Origin of the sequence: Streptomyces sp. A0642, from assembly GCF_004795105.1 — a bacterium.
In the GTDB taxonomy this organism is placed as follows: Bacteria; Actinomycetota; Actinomycetes; order Streptomycetales; family Streptomycetaceae; genus Streptomyces.
In genome coordinates this window covers 509439-535575 of sequence record NZ_SSBL01000002.1, presented here as the reverse complement: position 1 = coordinate 535575, position 26137 = coordinate 509439, and the positions used below count along the sequence as shown (strand labels likewise).

Genomic DNA, 26137 nt, shown 5'->3' with positions numbered 1-26137 from the left:
GCGTCGATGACTGGCACGACGCCCAGCAACTGATCCCCACGCCTCCCTATTGACCGTCTCTGACCGCTGCAGACCGCCACGTTGCCTCGTCACTTCGGACAGTGTGCAGCGGCGGCGAATCGCAGGCGCTGCTGGCTGTCGTGGAGGGTGACTCGCTTCCCTGGGTCGGCAGTGGTTGCGCCGGCGCGGGGGTGTCGGACTGGGGCAAACTGCGGTGCTTGGGTGGTGGGAGTTCCGAACAAGTGATTCAAGCTAGCCCGGCTGAACGCATCGTGGGGCAGCTAGCCCGTACCGCGGCTCTGCTAGGCACTTGCCGAACGGCCGAAAAGTCCATACTTCATGTCGCCCCGCCCTTCAGTGCGGCGAGCCAGGAGCCACGGTGTGCGCTCCGAGACGCATACTTCATCGCCCGATACCCTGGCAACATGGCGCCATCCATTGGAGCAACCTTCGCGATCGCTGCTAAACGTCACTTTCAGGACGCAAGTGAACTAAATAGGCAAAAAAGGCACGCAAGTGCCGATCACTTGGCCGGCTTCGCGGCGGAATGCGCACTCAAAGCAATTATTTTGGATTTCCTTGGGGGTCAGGCCAACAAGCCCGGCGCAAAGCCGTCGCTTGCGCACCAAGGCGTAAATCATTCATTCGGCCACCTGCCACCGTTGTGGGGTCAGGTGGCCCTGGTCATGCAGGGAAGGGGTGCTGGAAGCCAATTCGCGATACTTCTCAACTCCCAGAACCCCTATTCTAGGTGGAACGTGAGCGATAGGTATCAGGACGGACGCATAATTACAGCGCAGCGAGTGAACGATCATTTGACAGCAGCACGAAAACTATTGTCGCATTATCAGCAGGCGCAGATTAACGGGAGCTTGACGTGAGCCGGATTCGATTTGACGGTGCCTGGCATAAGGCGCAAGCAGTCGCCAGGGATGCAAGCGATGATGGATACGATGTCATCTTGGTCAGGGATCTTCTCGGCCGAGTGTCTCTAATCGTCGACGATAGAGAGAAGCCTGTCGACCACACATGGGTAGACGCTTTCAAATCGACCCTAAGTGAAGAGACGGCACCATTTTCAGGAGATCAGCCAATCGTTTTGGCGTCTGAACTATTTGAGCCGGAGGTCTTTTTCAATTCGCTTGATTTGGTAGTAAGCCGCCCTCGCAATCGGCAGGCAGGATCAATCGGTTTGATCGAACGAGGTCTGATGGGGGCGGAATGGAATCGAGGTGCCTTCGAGTCTCGCAGCTCTCAAGTTGTTCTCTACGGATTCAAAGGGGGTGTAGGTCGGTCGACAGCGACCGTTATTTTGGCGGAACATCTTGCTGACACGGGGAAATGCGTACTAGTAGTAGACCTGGATCTAGAGTCGCCAGGTGTCAGTGTATTGCTGAGTCCCAACGAAAGCCTTCCTGATTTCGGCTTGGTAGACTATCTAGTTGAATCGGCAGTAGGGAACGCCGAGGGACTGGATTTGGTAAATAGGGTGGCGGGAATCAAGTCCGCTCGTAATGGAGAAGTCTGGCTCGCCCCGGCGAGTGGAAAATCGCGAGCTGGCTACAATTATGTGGCGAAGTTGAATCGAGTCTACAGTGATTTGTCCGGCGCCTTCGATGATGAGGCCAAGACATTCGGTGCTCGTTTGCAGGACGCAATTGACGCTTGTACGAGCAGGGTAGAGGAACTCAGCAGGAAGCCTGACGTTGTGCTTCTAGATAGCCGAGCGGGAATCCATGATGTAGCGGCCGCAGCTATTACGCAGTTGAGTGATCTAGCCCTATTGTTCGCAACGAATAACGCTGCTACTTGGGCAGGTTACCGGTCGTTGTTCGGGCAATGGGGGCAGAGTCAGGAACGCGCCGTAGCCATGCGCGAAAAGATCAGGATGGTGGCAGCGATGGTTCCCCCGACCAGCCCTGAATCCTATCTGCGTTCCTTCCGGGATTCTGCTCAAGAATGCTTCGCCGAAACTCTGTACGATGACGTGGATGGGTCGGACCTGGAAGGTTTCAACCCGGGTCCTGAAGTACTTGATGCTCCCCACGCCCCCCTTCCCATCCTGTTTAGCAGCGACCTAATCGGAATCAATCATGAGTTGAATCCAAAATGGCAACATTCCTCCCTGGTTAGGGCGGCATACGAAGAGTTCCTTACCGGGTCCACTCGGCTCATCACGGGAGAGTTGTAGCAAATATGAATCAGCTAGACGCCCACCAGTACCGTGACTTGCTCCAGGCGAGCCTCCCGGTGGCGGTAGACGCCGATACGTCCGGCCCCGATCACAGAACTCTGTTCACTCCCGACAGTCATCGAATGGCTCTCGACCTCGACGTCACTGTAATCAGAGGGGCAAGAGGGGCGGGGAAAACGGTATGGTTTAAAGCCTTGCAAGACGAGCGTTTGCGGGAAGTGGCCGCACATGCTTATCAGCTTGCGCGAATTCAGACTGTTGAGCCTATTGCTGTTTATGGCTCGGAGTTGCGCCCGGAAAGCTATCCTGGACCGGCAACCCTGGTCCGCTTGGCAGACTCGGTAGGTGATCCCTATAACATTTGGGTCGCCGTCATGTTGAATGCGCTCGGAATGGACGAAATTAAGAATATTGGCGGTTGGATTGAGCGCGTAGAATGGGTCAAGAGGAATCCCGAAGAGTTGGATCGACTATTTGCTGAGGCGGATTCGAGGGCCGGGGCAAGTGGGAATAACGTCGTTCTTTTGTTTGACGCTCTAGATAGAGTGCATCCGCAGCGCGCGCAGGCGGACAAGTTGGTTAGTGGCGTGCTGCGTCTAGCTCTCGACATTAGGACTCGAACGCGAAATCTGCGGGCGAAAATCTTCATCCGTCATGACATGTTCGATGCGGCTCTTCTGCAGTTCCCGGATGCCTCCAAGCTAACGGCCAATGCTGCCGACCTAACCTGGACTGAGACTAACCTCTACGGCCTTCTGTATCACCAACTCGGTAACTCGGCTCACGAGTACTCGACTAGTTTCCGCGACCAGACTGGCGCCTGGGAAGACGCTGGGGAGGGTAGGTACCTGCCACCTCCTAATGTAGTTGGCGATAGGGAGACGCAAAAGGAGATCTTTACTCAACTTGCTGGTCCATATATGGGGACTGAGCATCGTAAGGGATTGACCTACACGTGGCTTCCTAACCATCTAATGGATGGTGTTGGGCAAGTCAGTCCTCGCAGCTTCCTAAGTGCTCTGAGTAAGGCAACGGACGTAACTCGAACGCGTTTCGCCGGGAATCCCCGGGCGTTGCACTACGACGGGATTCGGCAGGGAGTGCAAGCAGCCTCGGATATCCGTGTTCGTGAAGTGGCCGAGGACCTTCCCTGGGTGCAGGCTGCCATCAAGCCGCTGGCTGGCCTTCAGGTGCCCATCGAGGAAGATGCCATTCTGGATCGGTGGAGAGGTTCCAACTTGCTGGAGGAGCTAAGCGACCTCAGTAGCGAATCAGAAAATGTTGACGATCAAATTCGCACGGGTCCGAGAAGTGTGGACGATACGGCTGGTCTAATTGAGGAATTGATCCTTCTTGGGGTTATGAGCAGGAGAGGGACGGGTAGAATCGACCTTCCGGACGTCTATCGAATTGCTTTTGATATTGGGCGTAGGGGTGGCGTTCCAAGGAATGTGCGCTGATTTTGCGCAGTCCTTAGCATCCCAGCTGGATGAAGTGGAAGAAGATGGAGCGGTAGGGCGGCATATGTTATTCGGGCCTAACCTTCTCGTTTCATGCCGCCAGGGGAATCAAGGCCCGCAATGACCCACGAAAGCCAGATGTGGCCCTTAAGTCCCCTTGTGTGTGCCCGGTCTGACACGGTCTCGTGCGACCCTGGCTGCAACCGAAGCTCGTGGAAGGAGGTGCCGTGCCGGAGGTCAGTCCGCGCGGAACCTATCTGCTCATCGCTGATTCGCTGCGGAAAAAGATCGAGCAGGGACAGCTCAACGGCGGCACTCTGCCGTCGGAGGCCGCCCTAATGCAGGCCCACGATGTCTCCCGCAACACCATCCGTCGCGCGCTCAAGACACTGGAGTCCGAGAGGCTGATCACCTCCGTGCCGGGGGCCGGCTGGCGTGTGTCCCGGGCACCCATCCCGCCTCTTGTTGAGCGCTTGATCGCCGTCATTTCCGGGGACTCGCTCGCCGTCGGCGACAGGTACCCGTCAGAGGCGAACCTCTGCGAGCGCTTCGGGGTGTCACGGACGGCCGTACGTCACGCACTTGCGCAGATGGGGGGCTTCGGCCTGCTCGTCACTGTGCATGGCAAGGGGCGGACCGTGCGCGCCCTTCCAGAGATCCGAGAGGAGTCATAGCCTTGCCATCCATGGGGCTTACTGAGTGGGCATACTCGCTCTCCGAATCAATGCTGGCCGAACCGCTACCGCGTCGCTGGGTGCACTCCCTCGGGGTGGCCAAGCGGGCACGTTCCCTCAGCCCGATCCTCGGTCGCGACGCCGAGCTGCTGGAAGCTGCCGCCGTTCTGCACGATGTTGGCTACTCCCCATCCATCGCCACCACCGGCTTCCATCCGCTCGACGGGGCCAGGTTTCTCCGAGATCAGGAGGGCGCCGACGAGCGGGTTGTCCGGCTCGTGGCGCATCACTCCTGTGCGCTTCTAGAGGCTGAGGAGCGGGGGTTGCGGCATGAGCTGGAGACCGAGTTCGAGCTGGAGCGGCCCGAGCTGGTTGATGCCCTCATCGTGTCGGACATGACCACCACCCCGGATGGCGGGCACACGACGCCGGCGGCCCGACTGGAAGAGATCGTGCAGCGGTACGGGCCGGACACGATCGTTGGTCGCTTCATCCAGCGAGCGGCGCCGGAGATCTACGCCGCCACCGAGCGGGTGGAAGGCCGGATGGCCCTTGCCTCGGCCAATAGTCAGCCGATGTAGGGCTCCTTGCGAGACTCGTCCAGGGCGTGCTGGATCCGCAGGCGCATGGATGGGTGGATGTTGAGTTCAGCGAGGTCCGCCGGGTTCACCCAGCGGACCTCCTTGGACTCACTGCTCGTACGGAGGGCTCCGCCCACCGGGTGGGCTCGGAAGCAGATAGAGAATTGCTGCCGCACCTCGCCATCCGTATACGCGAGCACGTGTTCCGGGTCGGTGTAGAGCCCGACAATCCAGGCGGCCAGGCTGCTGGGCTGGGTGCGAGGCCGGCTGCCCGATCCAGACGTCGCAGACCAGTGGTGCGAGCTGTTCTTCCACACAGCTCAGCCGGAGGTCGGCAAGAACTGGACCGACGGCGGCGCCATCCACGAGGAGCGCGGATTGAAGGGGAGAGCCGCGGACGATACCCGCGTTGTCCCTGGGCATCCCTCCCTCACGAGAATCCTGCGCGAGCACATCAAGGCCGAGGACCTGAAGCCGAGCGATCTGCTGTTTCAGGGGGAGAGGGGCGAGCTGCTCGCAGGCTCCGTCATTCGCCGGGTCTGGCGATCCGCTCGTGTGAAGGTCCTCACCCCTGATGAGTTCGCCTCACCCCTGGGCAAGCGGGTGTACGACCTTCGGCACACGCGTCTGACCAAGTGGCTCAACGACGGCATTCCGCCGGCGCAGGTCGCGGAGTGGGCAGGGAACAGCGTGCCGATCCTGCTGGCCATCTACGCCCGGTGTGTGTCCGGTCAGCTCTCCGAGCTCAAGAAGGGGATGGAAGCGGGTGAGGACCTCCCCGAGCTGCTTGACGCGGGCTGACGCAGGCGCAGAAAACTTCACCGCGCATTCTCCGTGGCCACCCGTAGAAACCCGGTGACAGCCGGACAGCGCCGGACCGTACTCACCGCCTTCAGAGGCCGGCCCGGCGCTTACGCGGCCTCTACGGGCCACTGTCTAAAGTGCGTCTGACCAGCGAAAAGGCCCTCCGGGGTGGAGGGCCTCATAGTGGTGCGCGATGTGCGCCCCCGGCAGGACTCGAACCTGCGGCCAAGCGCTTAGAAGGTGTACGAGGTTAAGCGATGTGCTGACCTGCGTTTTCCCTGGTCGCGCCTGACCAATCTAGGGAAAGGCGCTTGGCCTAGATTCCTGGCGACTTCGACGCGATATCGATCCCCCGAATGGGGGCCGCCCCAGCACCCAAGATACGGGCACTGGGGCGGCTTGGGCGCGGCCCGCCATCTGGGCGGGTCGGTGTACCTCGCGCGAGGACTGCCTGCCGCGCCCGCTTGGAGGCCGGCGCTTACCGGCGGAAACACCCTGCTGCCCCCGCTCTGCGCCTGCAACGGCATATGCCAGACGCCATGCGAACGGGTGACGGTAGGGGAAGGGGCGGTTCCGTATCCCGAATGTGTACGGTATCTGATACAGACAAACGATCATGGGCGGGCAAACGTTGAACGGTGCCGCCCCCCGAACCACCCCCCGAGTGGGTAATCACCCACCGCCGGTTGATCGGCACCCGGATACGAGACGCCCGGGCGCTGCGCGGACTCTCCCAGGAGCGACTCGGAGAGCTCTCCGGCGTAGACCGGCAGACGATCAACCGGATCGAGCAGGGGCACGTGTCCACCCGTATCGACACCCTTCTGCGCATCGCCGAGGCGCTCGACGTCCCGGTCGCCGAACTCGTACGGCGGTGACCCTGCCCGCAGCCGATCGGCTCCGGGGCAGCTGCGGGCAGGAGTTCAGCGGGCGTCACCGCGGTTCGGCCACTCGGCACCAGGCTGGTTCCATGAGCGGCGGGCGTACCAGTCGTAGTGGTTGCCTCGGTGGCCGGCGTTCAGGACGCAGCGCCCGGCCTTGCGCGGGTTGCGGTCCCAGCAGTACCCGGAGATCCGTCCGTTGGCCATCAGGCCTCCTCGTACAGCGGATTGCCGGGGGCCGGCGTCACGCGGAAGAACGACGTGACGATGGCCCGGTACCCGCGGTGGTCCGTGTTGCGGCCGGTGTGGGACAGCGCCCAGCCCTCCGGCGGCGTGCGCTCCTCGGCCGCGTCCGACCGGTCGAGACAGGTGGTGCACTCCAGCTCGTACACCGGGCCCGACGCGCCGGGCTCTAGGTCGACACCGAGCGTCCAGTCCGCGTGCCGGATCACAGATCGCACGGTCACCGGCCCGCCTCACGGGCCGCGCACTCGGCAGTCTCGGAGCACGCCCGCGGGAACCACGAGTAGGCGGCCCCAGTCCTCGGCTGCGCGCGCTGCTCGCCGAGGTCGACGTCGTACCCGACCTGTAGCGGATACCGGCACCAGACACAACGCCAGCCGCGTTGCTGCTGCATCGACAGAGTGCTGACTGCTGGTAGCGCTCTCGCTCTCACGTCCATGGCGTCGTCCCCGGCTCGTCGCTGATCAGGTACGACGAGCGTGAGGGACGGCAGGCCGCGCAATGCTCACAGTTTTGTGAGCGCGTGAGCGCTGCCTACAGACCGATCCAGGCGGCCATATGCCCCAGCGTGTCCGGCGTACGGCGGGCAGAGTGGAGCAGCCCAGTAACCGTCTCGCGGGTGCGGGGGTGATAGCGGGTCTGCTCCGGCGCTGCACGCCGCGCCTCGACGAGATGGCGCAGGGCAGCGTCCGTGTGTCCGGTCTCCATCTCGACAGTGGCGCGGTCGACGAGGAAGCGGGCGCGCCGCGAGGTCAGCGTGGCCGCCGGCAGCTTCATCGCGCGGGCCTGCCGCAGCGCGTCGTCGTAGTGCCGCATGGTGATCGCGGCGCCCATCTCGTGCAGGGACACATTCATCTGGCCGAACGACAGCCAGTGCACCTCGCGTGCCTCGCCGCCGACACGGCCTGCCAGTTCCCGGGCAGCAGCGATGTGGCGGTCGACGGCGGCACGGTCTCCGGCGCGGGCGGCTACGGCGGACGCCCCGAGGTGTAGCTGCCCGGCGACGGCCAGCGCCTCCCGCGAGGACTCGTCGGCAACGAGGGCGTGGCCGGCCTCGACCAGGCGGCGGCCGAGGTCCTGCGCGGACTCGGCGTGGCCGAGCGCCCGCTTGTACTGGCGGATCGCCGCGAGGCACGGATCTGAGGCGCGCTCGGCGGCCCAGCCCATTCGGTCCAGGGCCACGATTGCGAGGTCGGGGTATCCGACCTTCAGCGCAATGTCGTGGGCGGTCCGGTACGTGGAGGCAAGGGCCCGCCACGTCGTAATCCTCGGAGCCGTACGGGCTGCCTGTGTCAGGCCGGAGATGACCGCGGGGAGATCGCGGGCGGCTGCCCGGAGGTGCGTGGCCCGGACCTGCTGGCAGATCCGGTCGGCCTCGGCTGTGAGCGTAGCCACGGGCACGCCCACGAGGGGCTCATGGTCGAGGTCGTACAGATCGAGTGCCTGGCGGATGGGGCTCATCAGGGCGGCGAGGCGACCCTGCTGCATGTCCGTCACGTGGGGTGGTCCCTGGAGGTGAGCGATGTCGATCCCGAGGGCGGCGGCCACTGCGGCCACGAAAGCGTCGGAGGCAGGCCGGGCCCCGCACTCGACCTGGTTGAGCAGGCTGTAGGAGTAGGGGATGCGCGCGGCCAGCTCTCTTTGGCTGAGGCGGGCAAGCCGCCGCTGCTCCTTGATGCGTTGGCCTGTGCTGCCGGCGTCGGGTGTGGGCATACTGGTACCTCGTTCCTGACTCGTCATCTGGAACGGTACCCGCGCATCTGTGCGCAGGACCCTGCATCGCCCCCGATTCCATCCGGTTCGGGGGCGGTTGCATGTCCGGAGCGCGACAGGTGGGATGGCGGCATGACGACTCTGTACCTGCTCGGCTCCGCCGCCCCACCCGTTCTGGACGTTGCCTCGGTGATCGAGGATGCTCAGGCCCGCGGGTACGACGTGTGCCTCGGCCTCACCCCGGCGGCCGCGCGATGGCTGGATCCGCAGCTGCCGGAGCTGGAGCATCTGACCAGGCATCCGGTCCGGTCCGAGTACAAGGCACCAGGGGCGGCGGACGTATGGCCCCGCGCAGACATGGCGCTGTTCGCGCCGGCCACCTTCAACTCGCTCAATTCGTGGGCGCTTGGACTGACGAGCTCGTTCGTGGTGGGCTTCGCGGCCGAGGCGATCGGGAAGGGGATCCCGCTTGTCACGATGCCTTGTGTGAACGCCGCCTACGCACAGCACCGCGCCCTCGACCGGAGCATCGCCGAGCTCCGGGGCATGGGGGTCAGCGTGCTGTACGGACACGGTGGATTCGAGCCGAACCAGCCAGGCGAGCGGCGCCCCTACCCCTGGCACCTCGCCCTCGATGCGGTGGACGACATGCGAAAGCGCCCCCCGTCCGGCCCATAGGCCAGACAGGGGGCGTGGTCGTCAGTAGCGGCGGCGGTCGAGCAGCGCGAAGGCGGTCGGCGTCGGGCTCGGCGTGGTAGGCGCGCTGTCGCGCCGGCAGACCAGTGCATCGGGATCATCCGGCGGCGGTTGGAGCGAGTACCCGTCAGGGCACGTCTGGCCGGGACGTCCGTCGACCCCGTCGGCCCCGTCCTCCCCGTCGGTGCCGTCCGTGCCGTCCTTGCCTGCGGGGCCGGGTGGTCCGGCCGGGCCTGGTGGACCGGCGGGCCCGGGCACAGTCGAGTCAGCGCCGGGCGGCCCCGGCACAGTCGAGTCCGAACCGGCGCGGCCGGCCGCGCCGGACGGGCCCGGTACCGGGGTGGGTGTGGCACCGGCCGCACCGCGCTCGCCCCGCTCTCCTCGAGGACCAGGCGGCCCGGGGATAGGGACGGGGACCTCGGCCCGGTCGGGCAGGTCCTCAACCGCCCGCGACGGATCCGGTGCTGCCGGCGTCCCGCCATCGGCCTGGATCTGCGCGCGCAACTTTCGTACGTCTCCGGCCAGCGTGCTCACCGCATCGCCCCGGCGGTCCGCCTCCGCCGCCACCGACTGGGTCCGTTGCGCCTCGGCATCGATACGCAGCCACACCAGGAGCACCGCCCCGGACAGCACCAGCAGAACGGCGGCCAGGGCGAACGACCGCCACCGGCGCGCGAGAACATTCGGACTGCGGTGCGTCACAACGGGGTCCCTCCCAGCTCGGCAATGCGGGCATGCAACCGGGCATTCTCAGTAGTGAGTTCGGTGATCTGCCGGAGCAGGTCGGCCGTCCCTGCCCGCTCACCTGCGAGCTCGGCGTACGCCGCCGCGAGACGTACCTCGTTCTCGGCCAGTTGCGCCCGCACCTTGTCCCGCTCCTCTTGCAGGTTGTCGACGAGCGAGGAGTACCCGCCGAGCACGGCACCGGACTGCGCGATCCGGTTCTCGCCCCGCTTCCCGATCCAGGCGCCTGCGGCCGTTGCGAGCCCGACGACGATGACACCGACCGCGCCGAGCGTCGCAGCGTCCACGTGGATACCTCCGGTCGTACTGATGGGGCGGTGGTGCTAGCCGGTCACGCCGACCGCTACGGCAGGCGCGTCGGGCCACCCGCGTACGGGCCCGGGTCCACCGGCTCGAGGGCCTCGACCGTGGGATAGGCCGGCGGCCGCGCCCACCCGAGGAACACCCCAGCCAGGTTCTGCAGCACCGCCCCGGGCGCCCGCTCGCCCAGGAGCTCGAGCACCCGGAACGCCAGGTAGTAGATGAGCGCGCAGCCGACGGTCACGGCGGCCGTGACGGTCGCCGAGTCGATGCCGATGCCAGCGCGCACGGCCAGGGTCAGCAGCCACCCCGCGATGAGCGGCACGGCGGTGCGCATGGTGGAGATGAACAGTCCGGCCATGGGTCAGGCCTCCGGGGTGGTGGTGATGTTGACGTCGATGACGGCGGCCTCGATGGCCCGCTCAACGGCGGCGACGACCGCCGCGGTGTCGACGCCCTTGCCGACGAGGCCGGCCAGCGTCTTGATCGCGGCCGCGTTCGCCACGGTCGCGGTGTGCGTGGCGACGAGGTACCCGTAGGCGTCAGGGATGGTCTTGCCCTGCTTCGCGGCGGCGGCCTTCGCGGACTGGCTGCGGTACTTCCATACGTCGATCGGGTCCATGTCGATCTCCTGGTCCGGGGGGTTGGGGGTGACGGAACTTGGGTCCCAGTTCGGGGGGTGGGCGAGGCGGTCATGGATCCGGGCCCGCATGGACGGCATCGTGAAGCCGCGCGGGTCGACCTTGCCGGGCTGCCACTCGAGGTGGCCGATGACCGAGCGGTCGTCCCAGCCGTGATGCCGGCAGATCGCGGCCGCGGCCCGCTCGATCGCCTCGAGCTGAGCCTCTGGCCAGGGGTCCTCGCCGTCGCCGAGGTTCTCGCACTCGAACCCGTAGAAGTGCCGGTTGCCGTCGGTGTTGGCCTCGTTGTCGGCAGGCAGTGGCTTCTCGTCGAGGACGGCCTGGAGCACGTCGTCGTCGCCGAGGCCGGCATGGTTCGCGCGGCCCCAGCCGACGAGGTAGACCGTGCCGTCCTTCGCGATGACGCCGTGGCAGAGCGGCCCGGGCAGGTCGCTGTGTCCGTCCCTGCACAGGGCGACTGTGTGGGCGGTGCCCCGCGTCACGGTGTGGTGGATCATCACCCCGTTGACCGGACCCCAGGCTCCCTTGTGGTTGCGGTTGTGGGTGCGCCAGTCGGCCACCTCGACGACGCGCAGACCCTCCGCGCGCAGGGCCGCCAGTACGACGGCAGCAGACATAGGGGCGGCCATCAGACGCGCTCCGGCCAGTGCCACTGCGAGGGCCCGGTGCCCTGTTCGCGCGAGGTGGCCCAGTAGGTGTCCGTGCCGTCCAGGAGGACGCGGAGGTTGCACGTGACCGTGCTCTCGTCCCAGACGCGTACGACGATCGCCGGGTACACGTCGCCCGCGGTCGCGTGGTTGCCGACGTGGCCGACGAACCCGGTGTGCTGGTCGGCGCTGCGGCTCTCGTGGAAGTCCCGGCGGCGGTGGTTGATGTCAGCCGCCTCCTGCTCGTTGAGCGTGTAGAGAACGATCCGTCCGACGGACGGCTGTTGCTGGGCCATGAGGTCTCCAGACATGACGATGCCCCGGGCCGGTCGGCGCGGGGCGGGGGTGGGAAGGGTCAGACGACTGGTTCGTACAGCCAGACCAGGAGCTGGCAGTGGATGCCGACGGCGGTGACGGTGCCGGTGCCGGCAGAGGTGCGGGCGGCGGCCAGCCGGAGTGTGTGGCTGCCCGCGCTCAGCCCGGGGATGTCCCACTGTTTCGAGGGGGTTCCCTGGCTGCCTGCCGCGACGTCGCCCCACCGGGCGAACGTCGGGATCGTGGCGCCGTCGAGCACCAGCTGCGCGCTGCAGAAGGATGACGCGGTCAGCGCGGTCGCGCCGTTGAGGAAATTCACCGAACCGTCCGCGATGATGCGGGCCCCGGCGGTCTCGACGGTGAGGGTGATCTCGCAACCGGGGATCAGGGTTGTGGTCCCCGTGACGGTGAGGTCAGCCGTCCCGGCTGCTGAAATCGGTTCGGGCCGGAGGCGGTTGAGCATTCGGGCGCTGACGGATTGGCCAGCGTAGACGGGCATAGGGGCCTCCTACAGGGCTGCGCGCATCGGATGGGTGAGGGACAGCGGCGTGCCCGAGGCCAAGGCCTTGACGATGCCGTTGACGGACCGGTTGACGTAGAAGGTCTGCGAGTTGCCGGTGCCGCTGATGCCGTGGACCCGAACGATCTCGCCGCCCACCGTCACGTCGAATGGGAACTCGGTGTCCATGTCCGTGCCGACGAGGTTGTCGGTACGGGCCAGGCGCACATCGTCGGCCACCCACCACTCACCGACCGTCCACGCGGACCGGCCCTCGATGAGCAGACGGACGGACGCGGTGCCCGCGGGGGCCGTGGCCGTCACGGTCACCTGCGCCCACCCGTCACCTGCTTTGAGGCTCACCCCGGTGCCGGAAATGTTGGTCTCCACACCAACGCTGTCCCGCCAGATCACGGCCGCTCGCATCGCGTTGGCGGTCGCGCCCCCGCTGAGTACCCATGCGGAGCCGCGCCAGACCTGCCCAGCCGCGGCAGGGACGAGGCCGTTCACGGAGTCGTTCATGTTCATCGTGCCGGTGTCCGTCGGGTGCACTCGGGTGATGCGTGCGGCGCCGGTTCCGGAGTGCACGGTGCGCCGCTCCCACGAGACGACGCCGATGGATGCCCCGCGCGTGCACGCCCACGTTCCGGTGCCCTGCTCGAACCCTGGGTCGGTGGCGCTGTTGGGAGCGCCGGTGACCCAGCGCGGGCCGGCCGTGGTGGTGACCGACAGCGTGGTTGCGGTGGCCGAGGCCGAGGACGCCAGGACGGAGCCCGATGTGTCAGCCTTCCCGAGGATGGGGTCCCCGGCGATGCCGACGGTCCAGGGCTCCCCGGGCACGCACGTGTACGTGATCGTCCACGCCGTGGCGCCTACCTCTTCCTCGTACCCGGTGACGATCAGGTCGACGTCTCCGGGCTGCTGGTCCGCAGGCAGGTGCTGCAGGCGGATCAGGTCGCCGACGTCCACGGCCAGGGCCTCGTTCACCTTGGCGTAGGCGCGTGCGTTCGCGAGGTTGATCGTGATCTTGGCGTAGCGCAGCCCGTCGAACGTGCCGACGTACATCCGCCAGTACGCCTGCTGGACGGTCTGCGCGTCGGTGGCGAGCGAGACGTCGGGGGCGACGTCGTATCGGCCGATCGCGTCCACGGACAGCGGCCCGTCGGTGCGCACCGCGGTGGCGGATGCCCCGCCCTTTCGTGACACGGTGACGTCGTTCTCGGTGAGTTTGTCGTCGTCGATCGGCGCGAACGGGGCGCTGATCTCCCCGTTCGCGAAATCGAGGACGAGCGTCGGGACCTGGTTGTAGAGGGTGGGCCGGGGCCGGTAGATGAGCGCCCTGGCGTCCCGCTGTTCCAGCACCATCCCGAGGTCGGAGGCGGCGATCGTGTCCAGGGCCTCCAGGTACCGCTGGGGCTCCTGGACGCCGAGCGGCTCCGACGCGTCGACCACGCCGACCAGCGAGGCGGGGACTCCGTTCTCCTCGGAGAGGCGCAGCATGCGCGCCGCCGCGGTCTCCCCGGGGAACCCCATCATGGCGGCGTACACGTCTGCTGCGGAGGGTGCCGTGGCGCCCCAGCAGGTGAGGTATCCGAGCGACAGTTCAGGTGATGAGCCGCTGTCGACCAGGTCCCAGCCGAGGTCGACCCGGTTGACGGCGCGGCTGGTGCCGGCCACCGTCCCGGTCCCCACCGAGTCGCCGTCGACGTAGATGGTCCACGCCACGTTGCTGCCGACGATCGCGGCCGTCAGCCGGACGTGGTGGGGGGCCTTGTCGTAGATGCCTGGGGCTGGAATGTCGGCCAGCAGCGACACTGATTTCGCATCCGTAGTCCGGACGTGCCGAAAAATCCGGATGCTGTTCAGCGGGGCCGTGAGGAACAGGTGCCACTCGGTCTGGGGATCGCTGTCGCTGCCCTTCCCGTTGTCGATCACCGTGAATTCCTCGCTCAGGCCCGTGCCGGAGCGGACGAAATCCACTGACCAGTTGGCTGACGCGCCCAGTGCGCGGGGCCGGGCCGTGAGGATGCCGTAGGTCTGCTCGGCGCAGTGCGCCGTCGGCTCGATCCATGAGGCAACGCTGCCCTTCCCCCACTCCGGGGCGAACACCCCGATCGACGCGAGGGGCGGGGAGCCGAGCAGGGGCGCGCCCTGGGTGGCCTGCTCCCCGTCTGTGAGGGGCCAGCACTCCACCGGGCTGTTGCCGATGATGAACCGGCGCAGGGCGCTGTCGAGCGGCCGGTTGCCGGAGCCGAGGCGGCGCATGATCCCGGCCGGTGCGATCTGCACGGTGCGGTCTGCACCGGACAGGTCGCGCGACGGCGGCCAGGCCGGGACCTCGCCCTCCATCCGGACGTGCCGGTTGGACAGGGCCGCGCCCCCGGTGAGCGTCCACACCCGCCCTGTCCCGTCCACGAATGAGGACGCCCCGGCCGCGGCTTGCGTCTCGGGGGCGACGTCCACGCGCAGCTCGCCGCTGATGCCCGCGTAGACCTGCACCCCGTACACGCTGCCAACCAGACGCCCCAGCGGAGAACCGTCCGGGGTCACCGCGATGGCGACGGGGTCGCCGATGTGCAGGGGTGCGGTGGCGTTGTAGATCGACGTCGTGCCGGCGCGCACGACCGGGTCACCGAGCTGCACCCAGCCGCCGTGCCCCGCCCCCACATAGAACGTCGTGGTGCTGCCGGAGGCTCCGTTGTTGACGTCGAGCGTGACCCGCAGCTGGTGGCGTCTGTTGCCGGGGACCGGGGCCGTGGATCGCGCCCAGGTGGTTCCGGACAGCCCGGTCGCGGACCAGTTGAGAATCAGGTGCCCGTCGGGGGCGAGCATCAGCGACCAGGCGAGGTTGCCGCCCACCGCGTACCGATTGACGAGCATCTGCCCGCTGGTCCACGTGGTGGGAGCGACGTCGATACGGACGTCCAGGTCTCCGAGGATGTCGAGGCTGGCCGCGTCCGGCGTGGACAGGGTGTACGCGGTGCTGGCCAGGTCCAGCCGCGGGCCGCCGGCGTCCACGGAGAACCGCCACGGCGTGTTGCGGCCGATCTTCCCGAACAGGTCGGAGAGAGGGTTGCGGGGGCTGTAGTCGCCCGACCGGTTGTCGAGCGTGGCCGTGGCCGCGGTCGGGTCGGCGCGCCGCCCGAGCGCGGCGGCACCACGGCTGATCTTGACCGGGGTGCCCTCCCGCATGTCGCCGCTGATGTCGTGCCACGCACCGGCGTAGTAGAGCTCGGTGGTGCGCGGCGGCGGCAGGCTGGGCATGCTGGTTACCCCTCTTCTGCGAGGCGGACGATGCTGCCGCCCGCGCGGTTACGGGTGATGGCACGGAGGAACTCAACGAACTCGGAGTCCCCGCCCACGATCTCGAGAACGTTGCGGACCGAGAGCGCCTGGACTTTCCCTGTCGAGGGGGCCTGGCCCCCACCCGAGTTGATCAGCTGCTCGAGCTTGGACAGTGGCAGGACTGCCTCGTCCTCTCGGCCCTCGCCGATCATGGCGAGGGTCGGCCCGGTCGTGATGCCGCCTTCGGCGAGGTAGGGAATGTCTGGGGTGTTCAACGTGACGCTCGGGATGTCGACGCCCATGAACGAGCCTCCACCGAGGGTGAAGGACAGCCCGTTCCACATGGAGATCAGGGTGTTGATGGCGCCCTTGAAGTTGCTGACGATGCTGTCCCACATGCCCGCGGCGGCCTTGCCGATACGGCGTGGCAGGCCGGCCACCCAGTCGACCATCTGCCCCAGCCAGCCCGCGACTCGGCCAGGGATCCGGCTCAGGAACGCGATCCCGTTCAGGATCCCGATCGCCCCCGAGATCACCTTGGCGACCACCCAGTCCCAGGCCGCGCCCGTTTTCTTGGTGATCCAGTCCCAGACCGCGCCGGCCTTTCCCTTGATCCAGGCCCAGGCCGCGGCCAGCTTGCCGACGATCCAGTCCCAGGCCCGGCCGGTACCCGCCGCGACCTCGTCCCACTTGATGATGATCAGAGCGAGTACCGCGATCAGGGCGACGATGCCCAGGATGATCCACGTAACCGGGCTTGCGGCCATGGCCGCGTTCACAGCCCAGACGGCCACCGCGAAAATCCCGAACGCGACGGCCAGGCCCAGGACGATGGGAACGAGGTACTGCATCAGCCCCTGATGCTCGGCCATGAAACCGGCCACCTTCTGGATGATCGGCAGGAACGCCTCGCCCAGGCCCTGCGTAAGGGTCCGCATCGCAGCATCCATCTGCTGCGCCGGGTCCTTCTTCATGCTGTCGGTCAACGCCTTGGACGATCCGGCGGCCTTGTCCATCCCGGACGATGCTGCAGCGCTCGCAGGGTCGAGGGCGAACAAGGCCTTGCCGAGCACGTTGCCCGGGTCACCGAACAGGGCGGCCGCGGCGTTGAGTTTGGTCTGCTCGCTCGAGGTTTTGTTCAGACCGTCCATCGTCATCTGCAGCGCCTTCTTGGCGGAGTCCCCTCCGGCGCCGATGAGTTTGGCCATCGTCTTGCTGTTCAGGCCGATGCTCTTGAACGCGTCGTCCACGGGCTTGCCGCCGGCCAGGGCGCGCTCGCCGAACTGGCCGATGGCGTCCGCGACCTGGTCGAGGTCACGGGCACCGGCCTTGACGGCCTGGGTGAGCAGGCCCATGGACGTCTCGCCGTCCAGGCCGACCCGGCGAAACTGTGTGCTGTACTCCTGGATCGTGGGGAGCAGGTCGTCCCGCAGCTCGGCGGGCACGGTCTGCATGGCCTTGGTGACGAGGTCGAATCCTTCGGTGGCGTCGGCGACCAGGCCGGTTTTGATGAGCTGGCCGACGGCGCCGGTGGCGTCGGTGACGTCGACCTCGAACCGCTTGGCGAGGGCCAGGGCGCTCGCGCTCATGTCGTCGAGCTGCTCGTCCGTGAACGTCGACAGGGAGCCGATGCTGTTCTGTACACCGCCGAGCGCGGTGGTGACGTCCTCGAGGGACTCGCCGAAACCGTCGCTGTAGACGTCTCCGGCCACCTCACCGGCGCGCGCGGCCTCGGCGGTGGTGAGGCCGTACTGGTCCTGCAGCGTGCTCTGCGCGGCCTGGATATCCATGGCCGAGTTGAGGCCCATGACGAACACGCCACCGGCCAGGCTGCCGGCGGCCGCGGCCGGGCCGCTCAACTTGTCGAGCTTCCCGGCGACCTGCTCGGTGCCCTCGTCGACTCCGGACGCATCCATGCCGATGCGGACCAGGAGCTCGTCCAGCACAGTCATCTGCCCCGCCCCTTCCGGTCCTTCTGGTCCTGCTGGTCGTACGCGGCCTGGATGCCTTTGACCGCGGCCAGGAGCTCACGCCCGCTCTTGCGGGGGCGCGCGTTGCGGCTCCACTGGATGAGGTGATCCTTGAACTTGGGCCGCTTGCCCTTCTTCATGTGCGGGGCTGCGACGTCCATCCCGAGGCGGGCGAAGAGGGCATCAAAGCGCTGCGGGCCGGCCGGGCCGTAGAGGTTCTGGTACGCGAGGAGGCGGATCATTTCCTCCTCGGCGAACCGGTCGAGGACCTCGGCCGGGGTCATGCGGAACGTGACGGCCAGGTCGTACTGCAGCCTCAGCTCTGGCCGCCGCCGAAATCCTTCTCGGCCGCCGCGATCTTCTGGGTGTAGTCCTTGTCGCCGTCGGACAGGTGCTGCACCAGGTTGAACAGGCCGTTGACGATGCCGGCGCTGCGCCGGGACAGGATCGAGATCCCCTCACGCAGGTCGGGAAACACCGGCTCGTCGGTCTCCTGGTCGCGCAGCGCCTTGGCGACGATCTCCGCTTTGTTCGACCGGATCGTCATTTCCATGCTGGTCGCCTCGTCCCGGCGGATCAGCTTGGACATCTTGTTCTGGTACTGCTCCCAGTCGCCGGACGGCAGGCCGGTGACGACGAACAGGTGGCCGGGCGCCCACTCGGGGATCTCTACGTCCTCCTGGCGGCGGATGTCGTTGGCCTGGCGGATCAGGTCTTTCAGGGATGCCATGTCCGTGTGTCTCCTCAGCCGGTCGCGGTCAGGGTGGGCTTGCCGGAGATCTTGACGGTGCAGGTGCGCTCCATCTTGTCCTCGGTCGGGTACTCGTCGCCGAGGTCGGTGATCAGTCCGGCAAAGTCCCAGGTGTGTTCGTCGGGGTCGCCCGGCAGGAGGACCAGCTGGTAGTCCCGCAGGTCGTCCTCCTCGAAATCGGCATCGAGGGCCTGGTGGCCGGTGTTGCCGGGGTCGTAGTTCAGGGTCAGTTCGACCTCCCCGCCGTCCTTCAGCCCCTTGATGAACTCCCGGTACTTGTTCGGAGAGTCGTGGGCGGTGACCTCGATGGCCTCCCGCTGCCGGGAGGGACCCGAGATGTCGGAGACGTTCGCGATGACGGCGAACACCCCGGCCCCGGTGGTGTCCCGGAGGAACTGAGTTCCGAACGCGTCCTTGCCAGCCATGTCAGGCTCCCAGTGTGAAGACGGCGACGGTCACGGACGTGACGGCGTCGTAGGTGATCGCTGCCCGGTCGGTGGCTCCCCGGAAAAGGTTGGTCAGCGGGATGATGCCGGTCTTCCCGGCGGGCACGACGAGCGTGGCGTCCGCGACCGCGTGGCCGACCACGGTGCCGGGGGTCGCGATGGTGACGGTGCGGGATGCGGCCCCGCCGTTGATGACGACGAGGAACACTCCCGGGCCGACGGGTGCGGTATCTCCGCCGGCGGCCGCCGCGGTCGCCGCCGCAGCGATGTCCGCCCTCCCGCCGACAGTCGTAACCAGGGTCGCGTTAAGTGCGGCCATGATGCTGCCTCTCTGTGCATGCGAACGCCCGGGCCGCGGGCCCGGGCGCAGGGTGGGGTGTCAGACCGGCAGCTGCTCGGTGATGACGCGATAGCGCAGCACCACATGCCGGATGTCGCCGGGCGGTTCCGGGTCGGTGAGTGTCTGACTGAACTCGTACCGGGTCACGACGTGGGCGAGGCCGGGGATGGTGAGCGGCTGGTGATCGAGCAGGGCCGTGATGCGGGCGGCGATGCCCAGGCCCTGGGAGTGGCCGCGGTGCTGCGACCACACGTGGAGGGTCATGACCGTTTCTCGGCGGAACCGGTCGTGCGCGTTCGCCGGCGTTTCGATCGCCTCACCGATCACGACGAACGGATAGGCGGCCGTCTCCGGGACGTAGTCGTACACCCCGGACACCAGGGCCGACAGATCGCTGTCGCCTTGCAGGAGGGCCAGGACAGCGCCCTGCAGGGGAAGGATGGGGGACGGCGCGGTCGTCATCGCAGCGCTCTCCTGACCTCCTCGGTGAGGCGGCCGCGGTACCGTCCGCGTTCGGCCTCGAGCGCCGGTCCGAGCGAGGGGCGTGCAGGCCTGCGCCGTGTGCCGGCCTCGAGGTAGCGGGCGTAGTACTCCTCGTCCTCGTGCCATCCCACGGTCGCGGTGAACCCGTCGTCCTGATAGCGCGGCTCCACCTTCTCCGCGAGGTTTCCCGATGCCTTGGGGACGTCGCGCTTGGTGTCGGCAGTGACCGCCTCGGCGGACTCCTTCACCGCCCGCTTGATCGCGGCCAGGACCTCCTGGTCCACGTCCTCGAGCTGCTGCCGTAGCCGGGCCAGGCCCTGAATCTCAACCGTCATCGCCATGCCGTCACCTCTTCCGGAGCGTCTTGCGGATCTCGTGCAGCTCCCCGGCCACGGCGAGCACGGCGTAGACGAGACGCTCGGCAGCGCCGAGGTCCTTGTCCTCGGCGCGCTGCCGGCACTCCTGCGGTTCCGTCGGCAGCGGCGCCCTGGCGTCCTCCATGTCAGTTCCCTTCGGCCTGGCGCAGTTCGCAGAGCGCCTTGTTGTAGCGGGGCCCGGACGGCTGGAACACGACGTGCACCGCGAACGCCTGGCCGTCGCCGCGCAGTTCGTCGCCGCGCCGTACGTCCGCGGTGGGCAGCAGGTAGATGCTGTGCGTGCACTTGGCACCGGCCTGCTGTGCCACGGTCTGGTCCGTGGCCGACGGCTGGTCGACCTTGCCACCGACGTCGGTCTGCAGCATGAGCGAGACGTCCTGGCCGCCGTAGCCGTCGTCGGCTGTGACCGGACGCCACACCTGCAGAGTGCGGTTCAGCCACCGCCCGACGCTCATGTGCGGGCCCTGTACGCGCCGAGCGCTCGCCGGTCGCCCTCGGTGAGCTCCATCCCCAGAGCGTCAGCCGCCCAGCTTTTGGAGTGGTCGCCGAGCGCTTCGGAGGTGAGGCGCTCCGGGTTGGACCAGGCGCCGGCCGCCAGGCGCAGGCACAGCCGCTTGGGCCCCGAGGGGACCACGGCGAATCCGGCGGTGTAGGTGACCTCTATCGCCCGGTCATGGCTGGGCCAGTCACCGCCGCGGCGGTGCAGGATCCCGGCCGCGGACCACGTGTAGTCCCGGTCCTTGCCGAACACGAGCACGTCCCCGTCGTCGGTCAGCGACACCGACGCGACGGCCGTCACCGGCCAGCGGGGCAGGATCAGTTTCCTCGAGCCGGTGCCGTTCTGGTAGCGCTCGTCGTTCTCGGCCGGCCCGTCCAGGATGACGGTGTCCTCGGACTGCTCGAGGGCCTGGCCGGTCTCGTCCTCGATGACACCCTGGGCGAGCTCGATGTAGAGCTCCGCCGTGGCCGTCTCGTCCTCGGTGAACGACTCCTCGCGCAGCATCCGGCGGAGCTCGTCCGCGGTTGCGTACGCCATCAGCCGTCGCTGTTCTCGTCGGCGTCGCGGCGGCGCTCGAGCTCGGCGGCGACCAGGGCGCGGATGTCGTCTTTCTTCTTGGCGTCGCCGAGGTCGATGTCCTGCTCGTCGGCGTAGGCCTTGAGCTGTTCCACGGTCATCGCCTCGACCGGGACGTCAGGGGTGTCCGCCGGGGTCAGGGGTGTGGTCTGCGGGGCGGCCGGAGTGCGGTCCGGTCCCGGCGCACCGCCCCGGGGTGCGTCGCCCTCGAGGGGCTTGCAGTCACCGGCGGCGATCCGCTTGCGGGCCTCCGTTGCGGGGAGGTCGACCACTGCCCCGGCCTGGACGGTGCCGTGGTCGGGGTTGGCCATGAGGCGCAGCATCTGTACGCGCATGAACGGGTCCTCCTGTGGATGGGGATACGCCGCGGGCGCCCACCGTGGTGGGCGCCCGGGCGGCGTACGGTGCGGCAGTGACAGGGTCAGGGCTTGACGCGGCCCTTGCCGCGGATGACGGTCACACCGAACGACGCATCGGCGGTGCCGGTGGTAACGACGCGCAGGTACCGCTTGATGCCGTGGTACCCGATGACGGTGACCGTGGACGCGGTGAGCGTGGCGGGCTCGGTGCCGTCCAGATCGGCGTTGGCCACCGCGGTGTAACCGGAGCCGGACGCGTCCGACTCCTGGATCTCCACGGCGAACGCGCCGTTGGCCACGGCCCCGGTCGTGATGACCACCGCGGCCGCGTCGTAGTTCGCCAGGTCGACGGCTGTCCCGGTTGCCGCGGCGGTCCGGGCGGCGGGGGTCAGCGTCGTGATGACGTCCAGGCTGTTCTTGATGTCCGTGCGCATGGGTGCTGCTCCTTCTCTGGGTGGGCCTGCGCGGGGCGCGGGTCAGGCGACGACGTCGTTGGACTGCAGGCGTACGAAGGCCTCGGCCAGGATGGGCATGCCGTCGGCCTCCTGGCGGCCGATGAACCCGACCTGGTTGGACAGGGCGTACAGCTCGTTCAGGCGCTGGACCTCGAACGAGAGGGCCTCGGCGATCCAGTAGTACGAGAAGTCGCCGAGCATGCCGACGTAGTCGCCGTCGCCGAACGTCGCCGGGGCGAACTCGGAGGTGATGAACGGCAGGTCGAGGATGCGGTCGCCCTGGTCGTTGGCCAGGCCGGCACGCCAGATGTAGTTGCCGTCACCGTCTTTGAGCTTGCGGACGGAGGCGATCATCATCCGGTGGAACAGCCACTGCGCCTTGGCGTGGTACGCGCTCTTGAGCGTGTACTTGGCGGTGATCAGGTCGTCCGCCGAGCTCCCGCCGGCCGTGTTGACGAACCCGGATCCGGAGGTGGACACGTCCACGTCCCTGGTGGTCGGGATGCCGTCCGAGCTCGGCGTGAACAGCCCCAAGGGCTTCTGGTTTCCGTCGCCGACCATGTACGACTTTTCGGCGGTGACGCCGAACTTGTACTCCATGCGCTGGCGGACCAGCGTCTCGGGGTTCATGACCGAGGCGCGCAGCAGCTTGCGGCTGATCTTGACTCGCTTGGCCAGGGGGTGCGGGCGCAGCTCCCGCTTGCCGAACCGCAGCCCGTCGTCGTCGCTGCCGGTGGACAGCTCGCTCGTCCACTCGGCGTCACCGAGGTCGTTGTCCAGGGTGGGCACGCCGAGGGACTCGGCCTGGGTGAGCTGGTGGACGGTCGCCAGGCCGCGCAGCGCGACCATGTCGTCCACGCCCTTGAGGAGGTCCTTGACGAACTGCTGCGGCGCGACGAGGAATCCACCCTCGGGGTCGTGCCCGGCGTTCAGCGCCCGGGCCTGCGTCTCCGTCAGGACGGATCGGCCGCCCAGCAGGTAGGCGCGCAGCGCACCCATGGCGGCGTCGCCCCCGCGGCCTCCGGGCTGGTCGTCCTCCACGTCGTCCTGGCGGGCCTCGTCGTCGAGGCGCTCGGCGCGCGCGATGGTGGCGTCCACCCCGTCGCGCGCGTCCATCAGCTTGTCGAACTGAGTCTCTTCCTCCGGCGTCATCGAGCGGCCATCGTCCTCGGCCGTCTTCATGATCGCGCGGGCGTCGGCGCCCAGCTTGGTGCGCTTGGTGCGCAGCTCCCGGATGTTCGCCACGGGTGTCTCCGTTTCGGTGTGATGAGGTGCCCCGCGCGGCTGCGCGGCGCGGGGGTCAGATACCGGCGAGCCGGAGCAGCCGGGCGTTGTCGACGGCGGGCGCCTGGCGCTCGTCGTCGTCCTCGTCGCCGGTTCCGCCGGCGCCGTCCAGGAGTTCCTGCAGGGCGTCGCGGGCGTTCGTGACGAGCGTCTTGTTCTTCTTGGACAGGACCGCCCCGGCGCGTGTGCCGGCGGCGTCGAGTTCGGCGAGCTTGGACATGACCGCCTGCGCGAACTCGTCCGGCGTACCCCGGACGTCGAGGCCGCGGACCAGCTCGAGGGCGCTGCGCCCGGACTCGACGATCGCGTTGGGGTCCATGGGGAGCGGCACGGCGGAAACCTCGAACAGCTCCCACCCTTCGGGGGTGCCGGAGTCGTCGATGTTCCAGACGTCGAACCCGATGCTGAAAGCGTTCATCATCCGGGCCCGGTACTTGCGTTCGACCTTGACGGCGAACTCGTCGTCCTGGTCGAACACGACGTTCATGCGCAGCTTGTCGTCGTCGATCCACGTCTTGTCGGAGCGGCCGATCGGCAGGCCGTCGCGGCCCCAGTAGGAATGCCCGTACCCGACGACCGGGTTGGACTGGAACCGGCCGAGCTCGGCCCCCTTCATCGTCAGGTTCAGGCCGTCGCCCTTGCGCCCCTCGGTCGCGGCGATGATCGACAGCGGCTTGCCTGCCGCGTCGTCGTCGCCGTCCGCGCGGGCGACGTACCCGCGCAGGTAGTGCCGCTGTCCCTTCATCGGTTCCTCCTGGGTTCCTTGATCTGCCGGTCACGCGGCGGCGCGTCCTGGGCGCGCGGCTGGAACGCGTAGTTCGGGTCCCCGCACAGCGGGTCCAGGTGGACCCAGGCGCCGGTCGTGCTGTCCTTGACCCGCATGGCGTCGCCGCCGCAGGCCGAGCAGGTGCCGTACTCGATCTCCCGGTCACTGGACAACGGGCACCACCTGGCACTGACAGCCGGCGTGAACCGGTGGGTGGAATGTGTCGCGCTTCGCCACGAGCTTCTCCCCGTCCTCGTCTCCGTCGATCTCGTCGCCCTTGCCGACGAACGGCTTCTCGATGTCGCGCAGCGCGCCGTCCAACTTGATGCAGTACGGGCAGTGCTTGGAGCCCCGCGTCACCCACTTGACTTGCTTCACCCCGGCGTCGCGCCAGGCCTCGCGCGCGGCCGCGTTCGGGAGCTGCGTGCTCTCCCACCGGGTGACCTTGTCGGCCTTCTCTTCCTGCCACTTGGCCAGTCGCCCCAGCACGTCGGCGACGATCGCCTCGGGGGTGTCTGCCTTCTCGGCCACGTTGCGCAGCTGGCCGAAGGACGAGGAGACCTGGTAGGCGGCGTGGGCCAGGGCGTAGGCCCGGGCCCACACGGACAGGTCGACGTCTTCGTCGTGGCCGACTTCCTCGGCCGCATCGTCCGCGACGTCGGCGGCGAACAGCTGGAACAGCGGCACCCACAACTCGGCCAGCCGCGTCATCACCGGGCCGTCATCCGCGTACAGGGCACCGAGGCCGGTGAGGAACCCGGACAGGGAGCGGCGGCCGCGCTCCGGCTCGAAGTGCTTTTCGAGCAGGGCCGTGACCCGTTCCGTCTCGAGGGCCAGGACCTCGTCCACGGACTCTCGGATCTTTGGCCCGTACTGGTCGGCGAGCTTGTCCCGCAGCGCGCCGCTGCGGCCGCGCATGATGCGCGCCCACCTGGCGGCCACCGAGTCCCGGGCCGGGGCGGCACGTCCGGCCGGCACCATGTTGAGCGGCACCAGGTAGTCGTCCCCGCCGTCGACCGGGTTCTCGTTCTCCTTGTCCCGCACGTCGTTCGCGGACAGCCATCCCCACTGGCGGCCGATCGCGTACGCCTGGTAGCGGGTGAGGGTGTCACCGCGCAGCAGGCTGTCCACGAGGAACTCGGCGTAGTACTGCTTCCGCTCCTCGGGCAGCAGCAGCTGTGTCAGGACTGCCTGCTCCCACCGCACAAGCCAGATGTTCAGGCCGCTGGAGATGTAGTCCAGCTGCTGCTGTTCGATGTTGGAGAACGTCGCCCGCTCGAGGTCGTTGATCTTGTGCGCGGGCAGGCGCAGCCACCTGGCCATTTCGGTGACCTGGAGTTTGCGGGTCTCGAGGAACTGGGCGGCGTCGTTGGGCACGCCGACCTGCTGCCAGGAAACGCCTTCCTCGAGGATCGCCACGCGGTGCGCGCGGTCGATGCCCTTGTGGATGTTCTCCCAGTCGTCGGCCATGCGCCGGCGCGCCTCGGGCGACAGGTTTCCCGGGTGGGACAGGGCGCCGCCGGGGGCGGCACCGTTGCTGAACACCTTCGCCCCGTGGTGCTCGGTGGCCAGGCCCAGCCCGATGGCGTTCGCGGCGAGCGTGACGACGGAGTAGCCCTGGACTCCGTCGAACCCGAGGCCGGCCACGTGCAGGACCTCGTGCGGCAGGAGCACGGTGTGGATGCCGTTCACGTCGTCGTCGTAGCGGTAGCGGCGCTCGAACTTCCCGGGGCCGGTGCGCTTCACGCCGATGGTCAGCCGGTCCGGCCGCAGCGGCCACAGCTCCTCGACCACGCCGGTCCGCTTGTTGCTGACGACGTACGCGACGCCGTTGCCCCAGGTGATCGCGTGACCCATGAGGGTCTCTTTGAACTGAACGGCGGACATCATCGGGTTGGGCTGGTCGTGCAGCAGCGCGTACAGCGGATGGTCGGTGGCGCGCTGCTTGCCGCGCGGCTGCATCCGCTCGTACAGGAACAGCGGCAGCGCGGCGACGTCCTCCGACAGGACCCGCACCCCGGCGAAGAACGGCGAGTACGTGAGGGCGGTGTCCTCGTCAACACGGATGCCGGCAGAGTTCACCGACCCGCCGCGCATCCAGTCCTCCACCCACTTCTCCGGGGTCGCGATCCCGGACAGGGCGCTGCGCATGAG

The 26137-nt window shown here is 67.6% G+C and carries 33 protein-coding genes and 1 pseudogene; 8 read left to right on the top strand and 26 right to left on the bottom strand.

The window, feature by feature from the left end; all coding sequences use genetic code 11:
• Nucleotides 1-425: 425 nt before the first annotated feature.
• The 5 genes from E6R60_RS06005 (at nt 426) to E6R60_RS05985 (ending at nt 4909) form a co-directional block, all read left to right on the top strand.
• Nucleotides 426-881 carry a hypothetical protein gene (locus tag E6R60_RS06005; protein WP_136325346.1) on the top strand — a complete coding sequence of 152 codons (456 nt, stop codon included), beginning with the start codon at nt 426-428 and terminating at the stop codon, nt 879-881.
• Nucleotides 878-2191, top strand: a complete 1314-nt coding sequence (locus E6R60_RS06000) for an AAA family ATPase (RefSeq protein ID WP_136325345.1) — start codon at nt 878-880, stop codon at nt 2189-2191. Before E6R60_RS06005 ends, E6R60_RS06000 begins: the two co-directional genes overlap by 4 nt.
• 125 nt (nt 2192-2316) lie before the next feature.
• The gene (locus E6R60_RS05995; RefSeq protein ID WP_240802406.1) at nt 2317-3654 is read left to right on the top strand and encodes a hypothetical protein; all 1338 of its coding nucleotides are present in this window, start codon (nt 2317-2319) and stop codon (nt 3652-3654) included.
• 227 nt (nt 3655-3881) lie between these two features.
• Nucleotides 3882-4328, top strand: coding sequence for a winged helix-turn-helix domain-containing protein (locus E6R60_RS05990; RefSeq protein ID WP_136325343.1), 447 nt, complete (start codon nt 3882-3884; stop codon nt 4326-4328).
• Nucleotides 4329-4339: 11 nt separating this feature from the next.
• The gene (locus E6R60_RS05985; RefSeq protein WP_206309321.1) at nt 4340-4909 is read left to right on the top strand and encodes an HD domain-containing protein; all 570 of its coding nucleotides are present in this window, start codon (nt 4340-4342) and stop codon (nt 4907-4909) included.
• On the opposite strand, the pseudogene E6R60_RS05980 reads toward E6R60_RS05985, so the two are convergent.
• Nucleotides 4897-5139, bottom strand: a pseudogene (locus tag E6R60_RS05980) (NUDIX hydrolase); the annotation flags it as partial. The gene E6R60_RS05985 and the pseudogene E6R60_RS05980 overlap by 13 nt on opposite strands.
• A gap of 25 nt (nt 5140-5164) precedes the next feature.
• On the opposite strand from E6R60_RS05980, the gene E6R60_RS05975 reads away from it, so the two are divergent.
• Both E6R60_RS05975 and E6R60_RS05970 read left to right on the top strand, forming a co-directional pair.
• The gene (locus E6R60_RS05975) at nt 5165-5710 is read left to right on the top strand and encodes a hypothetical protein (RefSeq protein ID WP_240802428.1); all 546 of its coding nucleotides are present in this window, start codon (nt 5165-5167) and stop codon (nt 5708-5710) included.
• A 689-nt stretch (nt 5711-6399) separates the two neighbouring features.
• Nucleotides 6400-6591: a helix-turn-helix transcriptional regulator gene (locus tag E6R60_RS05970; RefSeq protein WP_240802405.1), complete on the top strand. Its 192-nt coding sequence runs from the start codon at nt 6400-6402 to the stop codon at nt 6589-6591.
• 45 nt (nt 6592-6636) lie between these two features.
• Here the strand turns inward: E6R60_RS05970 and E6R60_RS36590 are convergent, their stop codons facing one another.
• The 3 genes from E6R60_RS36590 to E6R60_RS05955 form a co-directional block, all read right to left on the bottom strand.
• Complete coding sequence (locus E6R60_RS36590; protein WP_168713544.1) at nt 6637-6801, bottom strand: hypothetical protein; 165 nt, start codon at nt 6799-6801, stop codon at nt 6637-6639.
• Nucleotides 6801-7061 (bottom strand): hypothetical protein, encoded by a 261-nt coding sequence (locus tag E6R60_RS05965; protein ID WP_136325340.1) that lies wholly within the window; start codon nt 7059-7061, stop codon nt 6801-6803. Before E6R60_RS05965 ends, E6R60_RS36590 begins: the two co-directional genes overlap by 1 nt.
• 310 nt (nt 7062-7371) lie before the next feature.
• Nucleotides 7372-8550 (bottom strand): helix-turn-helix transcriptional regulator, encoded by a 1179-nt coding sequence (locus tag E6R60_RS05955; RefSeq protein WP_136325338.1) that lies wholly within the window; start codon nt 8548-8550, stop codon nt 7372-7374.
• Between the two features lie 132 nt (nt 8551-8682).
• Between E6R60_RS05955 and E6R60_RS05950 the strand changes: the two genes are divergently transcribed.
• Nucleotides 8683-9228 (top strand): flavoprotein, encoded by a 546-nt coding sequence (locus E6R60_RS05950; RefSeq protein WP_136325337.1) that lies wholly within the window; start codon nt 8683-8685, stop codon nt 9226-9228.
• A 716-nt stretch (nt 9229-9944) separates the two neighbouring features.
• Here the strand turns inward: E6R60_RS05950 and E6R60_RS05945 are convergent.
• From E6R60_RS05945 to E6R60_RS05845, 22 genes are all read right to left on the bottom strand, one after another.
• A complete protein-coding gene (locus E6R60_RS05945; protein WP_136325336.1) occupies nt 9945-10277 on the bottom strand; it encodes a hypothetical protein in 333 nt (110 codons plus the stop codon).
• 56 nt (nt 10278-10333) lie between these two features.
• A complete protein-coding gene (locus tag E6R60_RS05940; RefSeq protein ID WP_136325335.1) occupies nt 10334-10651 on the bottom strand; it encodes a hypothetical protein in 318 nt (105 codons plus the stop codon).
• A gap of 3 nt (nt 10652-10654) precedes the next feature.
• Entirely contained in the window at nt 10655-11560 is a 906-nt protein-coding gene (locus E6R60_RS37175) for a peptidoglycan recognition family protein (RefSeq protein ID WP_240802403.1), read from the bottom strand.
• Nucleotides 11560-11874 (bottom strand): hypothetical protein, encoded by a 315-nt coding sequence (locus E6R60_RS05930; protein ID WP_136325334.1) that lies wholly within the window; start codon nt 11872-11874, stop codon nt 11560-11562. Before E6R60_RS05930 ends, E6R60_RS37175 begins: the two co-directional genes overlap by 1 nt.
• Before the next feature lie 59 nt (nt 11875-11933).
• Nucleotides 11934-12392, bottom strand: a complete 459-nt coding sequence (locus E6R60_RS05925; RefSeq protein ID WP_136325333.1) for a hypothetical protein — start codon at nt 12390-12392, stop codon at nt 11934-11936.
• Between the two features lie 9 nt (nt 12393-12401).
• Nucleotides 12402-15656, bottom strand: coding sequence for a hypothetical protein (locus E6R60_RS05920; RefSeq protein WP_136325332.1), 3255 nt, complete (start codon nt 15654-15656; stop codon nt 12402-12404).
• A 5-nt stretch (nt 15657-15661) separates the two neighbouring features.
• Nucleotides 15662-17629, bottom strand: a complete 1968-nt coding sequence (locus E6R60_RS05915; protein ID WP_136325331.1) for a hypothetical protein — start codon at nt 17627-17629, stop codon at nt 15662-15664.
• Complete coding sequence (locus E6R60_RS05910; protein ID WP_136325330.1) at nt 17626-17931, bottom strand: hypothetical protein; 306 nt, start codon at nt 17929-17931, stop codon at nt 17626-17628. Before E6R60_RS05910 ends, E6R60_RS05915 begins: the two co-directional genes overlap by 4 nt.
• Before the next feature lie 32 nt (nt 17932-17963).
• Nucleotides 17964-18377 (bottom strand): hypothetical protein, encoded by a 414-nt coding sequence (locus E6R60_RS05905; RefSeq protein ID WP_136325329.1) that lies wholly within the window; start codon nt 18375-18377, stop codon nt 17964-17966.
• A 14-nt stretch (nt 18378-18391) separates the two neighbouring features.
• Nucleotides 18392-18823 carry a phage tail tube protein gene (locus tag E6R60_RS05900; RefSeq protein WP_136325328.1) on the bottom strand — a complete coding sequence of 144 codons (432 nt, stop codon included), beginning with the start codon at nt 18821-18823 and terminating at the stop codon, nt 18392-18394.
• A 1-nt stretch (nt 18824) separates the two neighbouring features.
• Complete coding sequence (locus tag E6R60_RS05895) at nt 18825-19163, bottom strand: hypothetical protein (protein ID WP_136325327.1); 339 nt, start codon at nt 19161-19163, stop codon at nt 18825-18827.
• Between the two features lie 60 nt (nt 19164-19223).
• Nucleotides 19224-19646 carry a DUF3168 domain-containing protein gene (locus tag E6R60_RS05890; protein WP_240802402.1) on the bottom strand — a complete coding sequence of 141 codons (423 nt, stop codon included), beginning with the start codon at nt 19644-19646 and terminating at the stop codon, nt 19224-19226.
• Nucleotides 19643-20008, bottom strand: a complete 366-nt coding sequence (locus tag E6R60_RS05885; RefSeq protein ID WP_136325326.1) for an HK97-gp10 family putative phage morphogenesis protein — start codon at nt 20006-20008, stop codon at nt 19643-19645. The genes E6R60_RS05890 and E6R60_RS05885 overlap by 4 nt, the downstream gene beginning before the upstream one ends.
• 4 nt (nt 20009-20012) lie before the next feature.
• Nucleotides 20013-20168 (bottom strand): hypothetical protein, encoded by a 156-nt coding sequence (locus E6R60_RS36580; RefSeq protein ID WP_168713543.1) that lies wholly within the window; start codon nt 20166-20168, stop codon nt 20013-20015.
• A gap of 1 nt (nt 20169) precedes the next feature.
• Entirely contained in the window at nt 20170-20499 is a 330-nt protein-coding gene (locus E6R60_RS05880) for a head-tail adaptor protein (protein ID WP_136325325.1), read from the bottom strand.
• Nucleotides 20496-21080 (bottom strand): hypothetical protein, encoded by a 585-nt coding sequence (locus E6R60_RS05875; RefSeq protein WP_136325324.1) that lies wholly within the window; start codon nt 21078-21080, stop codon nt 20496-20498. Before E6R60_RS05875 ends, E6R60_RS05880 begins: the two co-directional genes overlap by 4 nt.
• Nucleotides 21080-21454 (bottom strand): hypothetical protein, encoded by a 375-nt coding sequence (locus E6R60_RS05870; RefSeq protein WP_136325323.1) that lies wholly within the window; start codon nt 21452-21454, stop codon nt 21080-21082. The genes E6R60_RS05875 and E6R60_RS05870 overlap by 1 nt, the downstream gene beginning before the upstream one ends.
• 86 nt (nt 21455-21540) lie before the next feature.
• A complete protein-coding gene (locus tag E6R60_RS05865; protein ID WP_136325322.1) occupies nt 21541-21912 on the bottom strand; it encodes a hypothetical protein in 372 nt (123 codons plus the stop codon).
• 42 nt (nt 21913-21954) lie between these two features.
• Nucleotides 21955-23178: a phage major capsid protein gene (locus E6R60_RS05860; protein ID WP_136325321.1), complete on the bottom strand. Its 1224-nt coding sequence runs from the start codon at nt 23176-23178 to the stop codon at nt 21955-21957.
• A 55-nt stretch (nt 23179-23233) separates the two neighbouring features.
• Nucleotides 23234-23962: a hypothetical protein gene (locus E6R60_RS05855; protein WP_136325320.1), complete on the bottom strand. Its 729-nt coding sequence runs from the start codon at nt 23960-23962 to the stop codon at nt 23234-23236.
• The gene (locus E6R60_RS05850) at nt 23959-24156 is read right to left on the bottom strand and encodes a hypothetical protein (RefSeq protein ID WP_136325319.1); all 198 of its coding nucleotides are present in this window, start codon (nt 24154-24156) and stop codon (nt 23959-23961) included. The genes E6R60_RS05855 and E6R60_RS05850 overlap by 4 nt, the downstream gene beginning before the upstream one ends.
• Entirely contained in the window at nt 24146-26134 is a 1989-nt protein-coding gene (locus E6R60_RS05845) for a phage portal protein (RefSeq protein ID WP_240802422.1), read from the bottom strand. The genes E6R60_RS05850 and E6R60_RS05845 overlap by 11 nt, the downstream gene beginning before the upstream one ends.
• Nucleotides 26135-26137 lie beyond the last annotated feature (3 nt).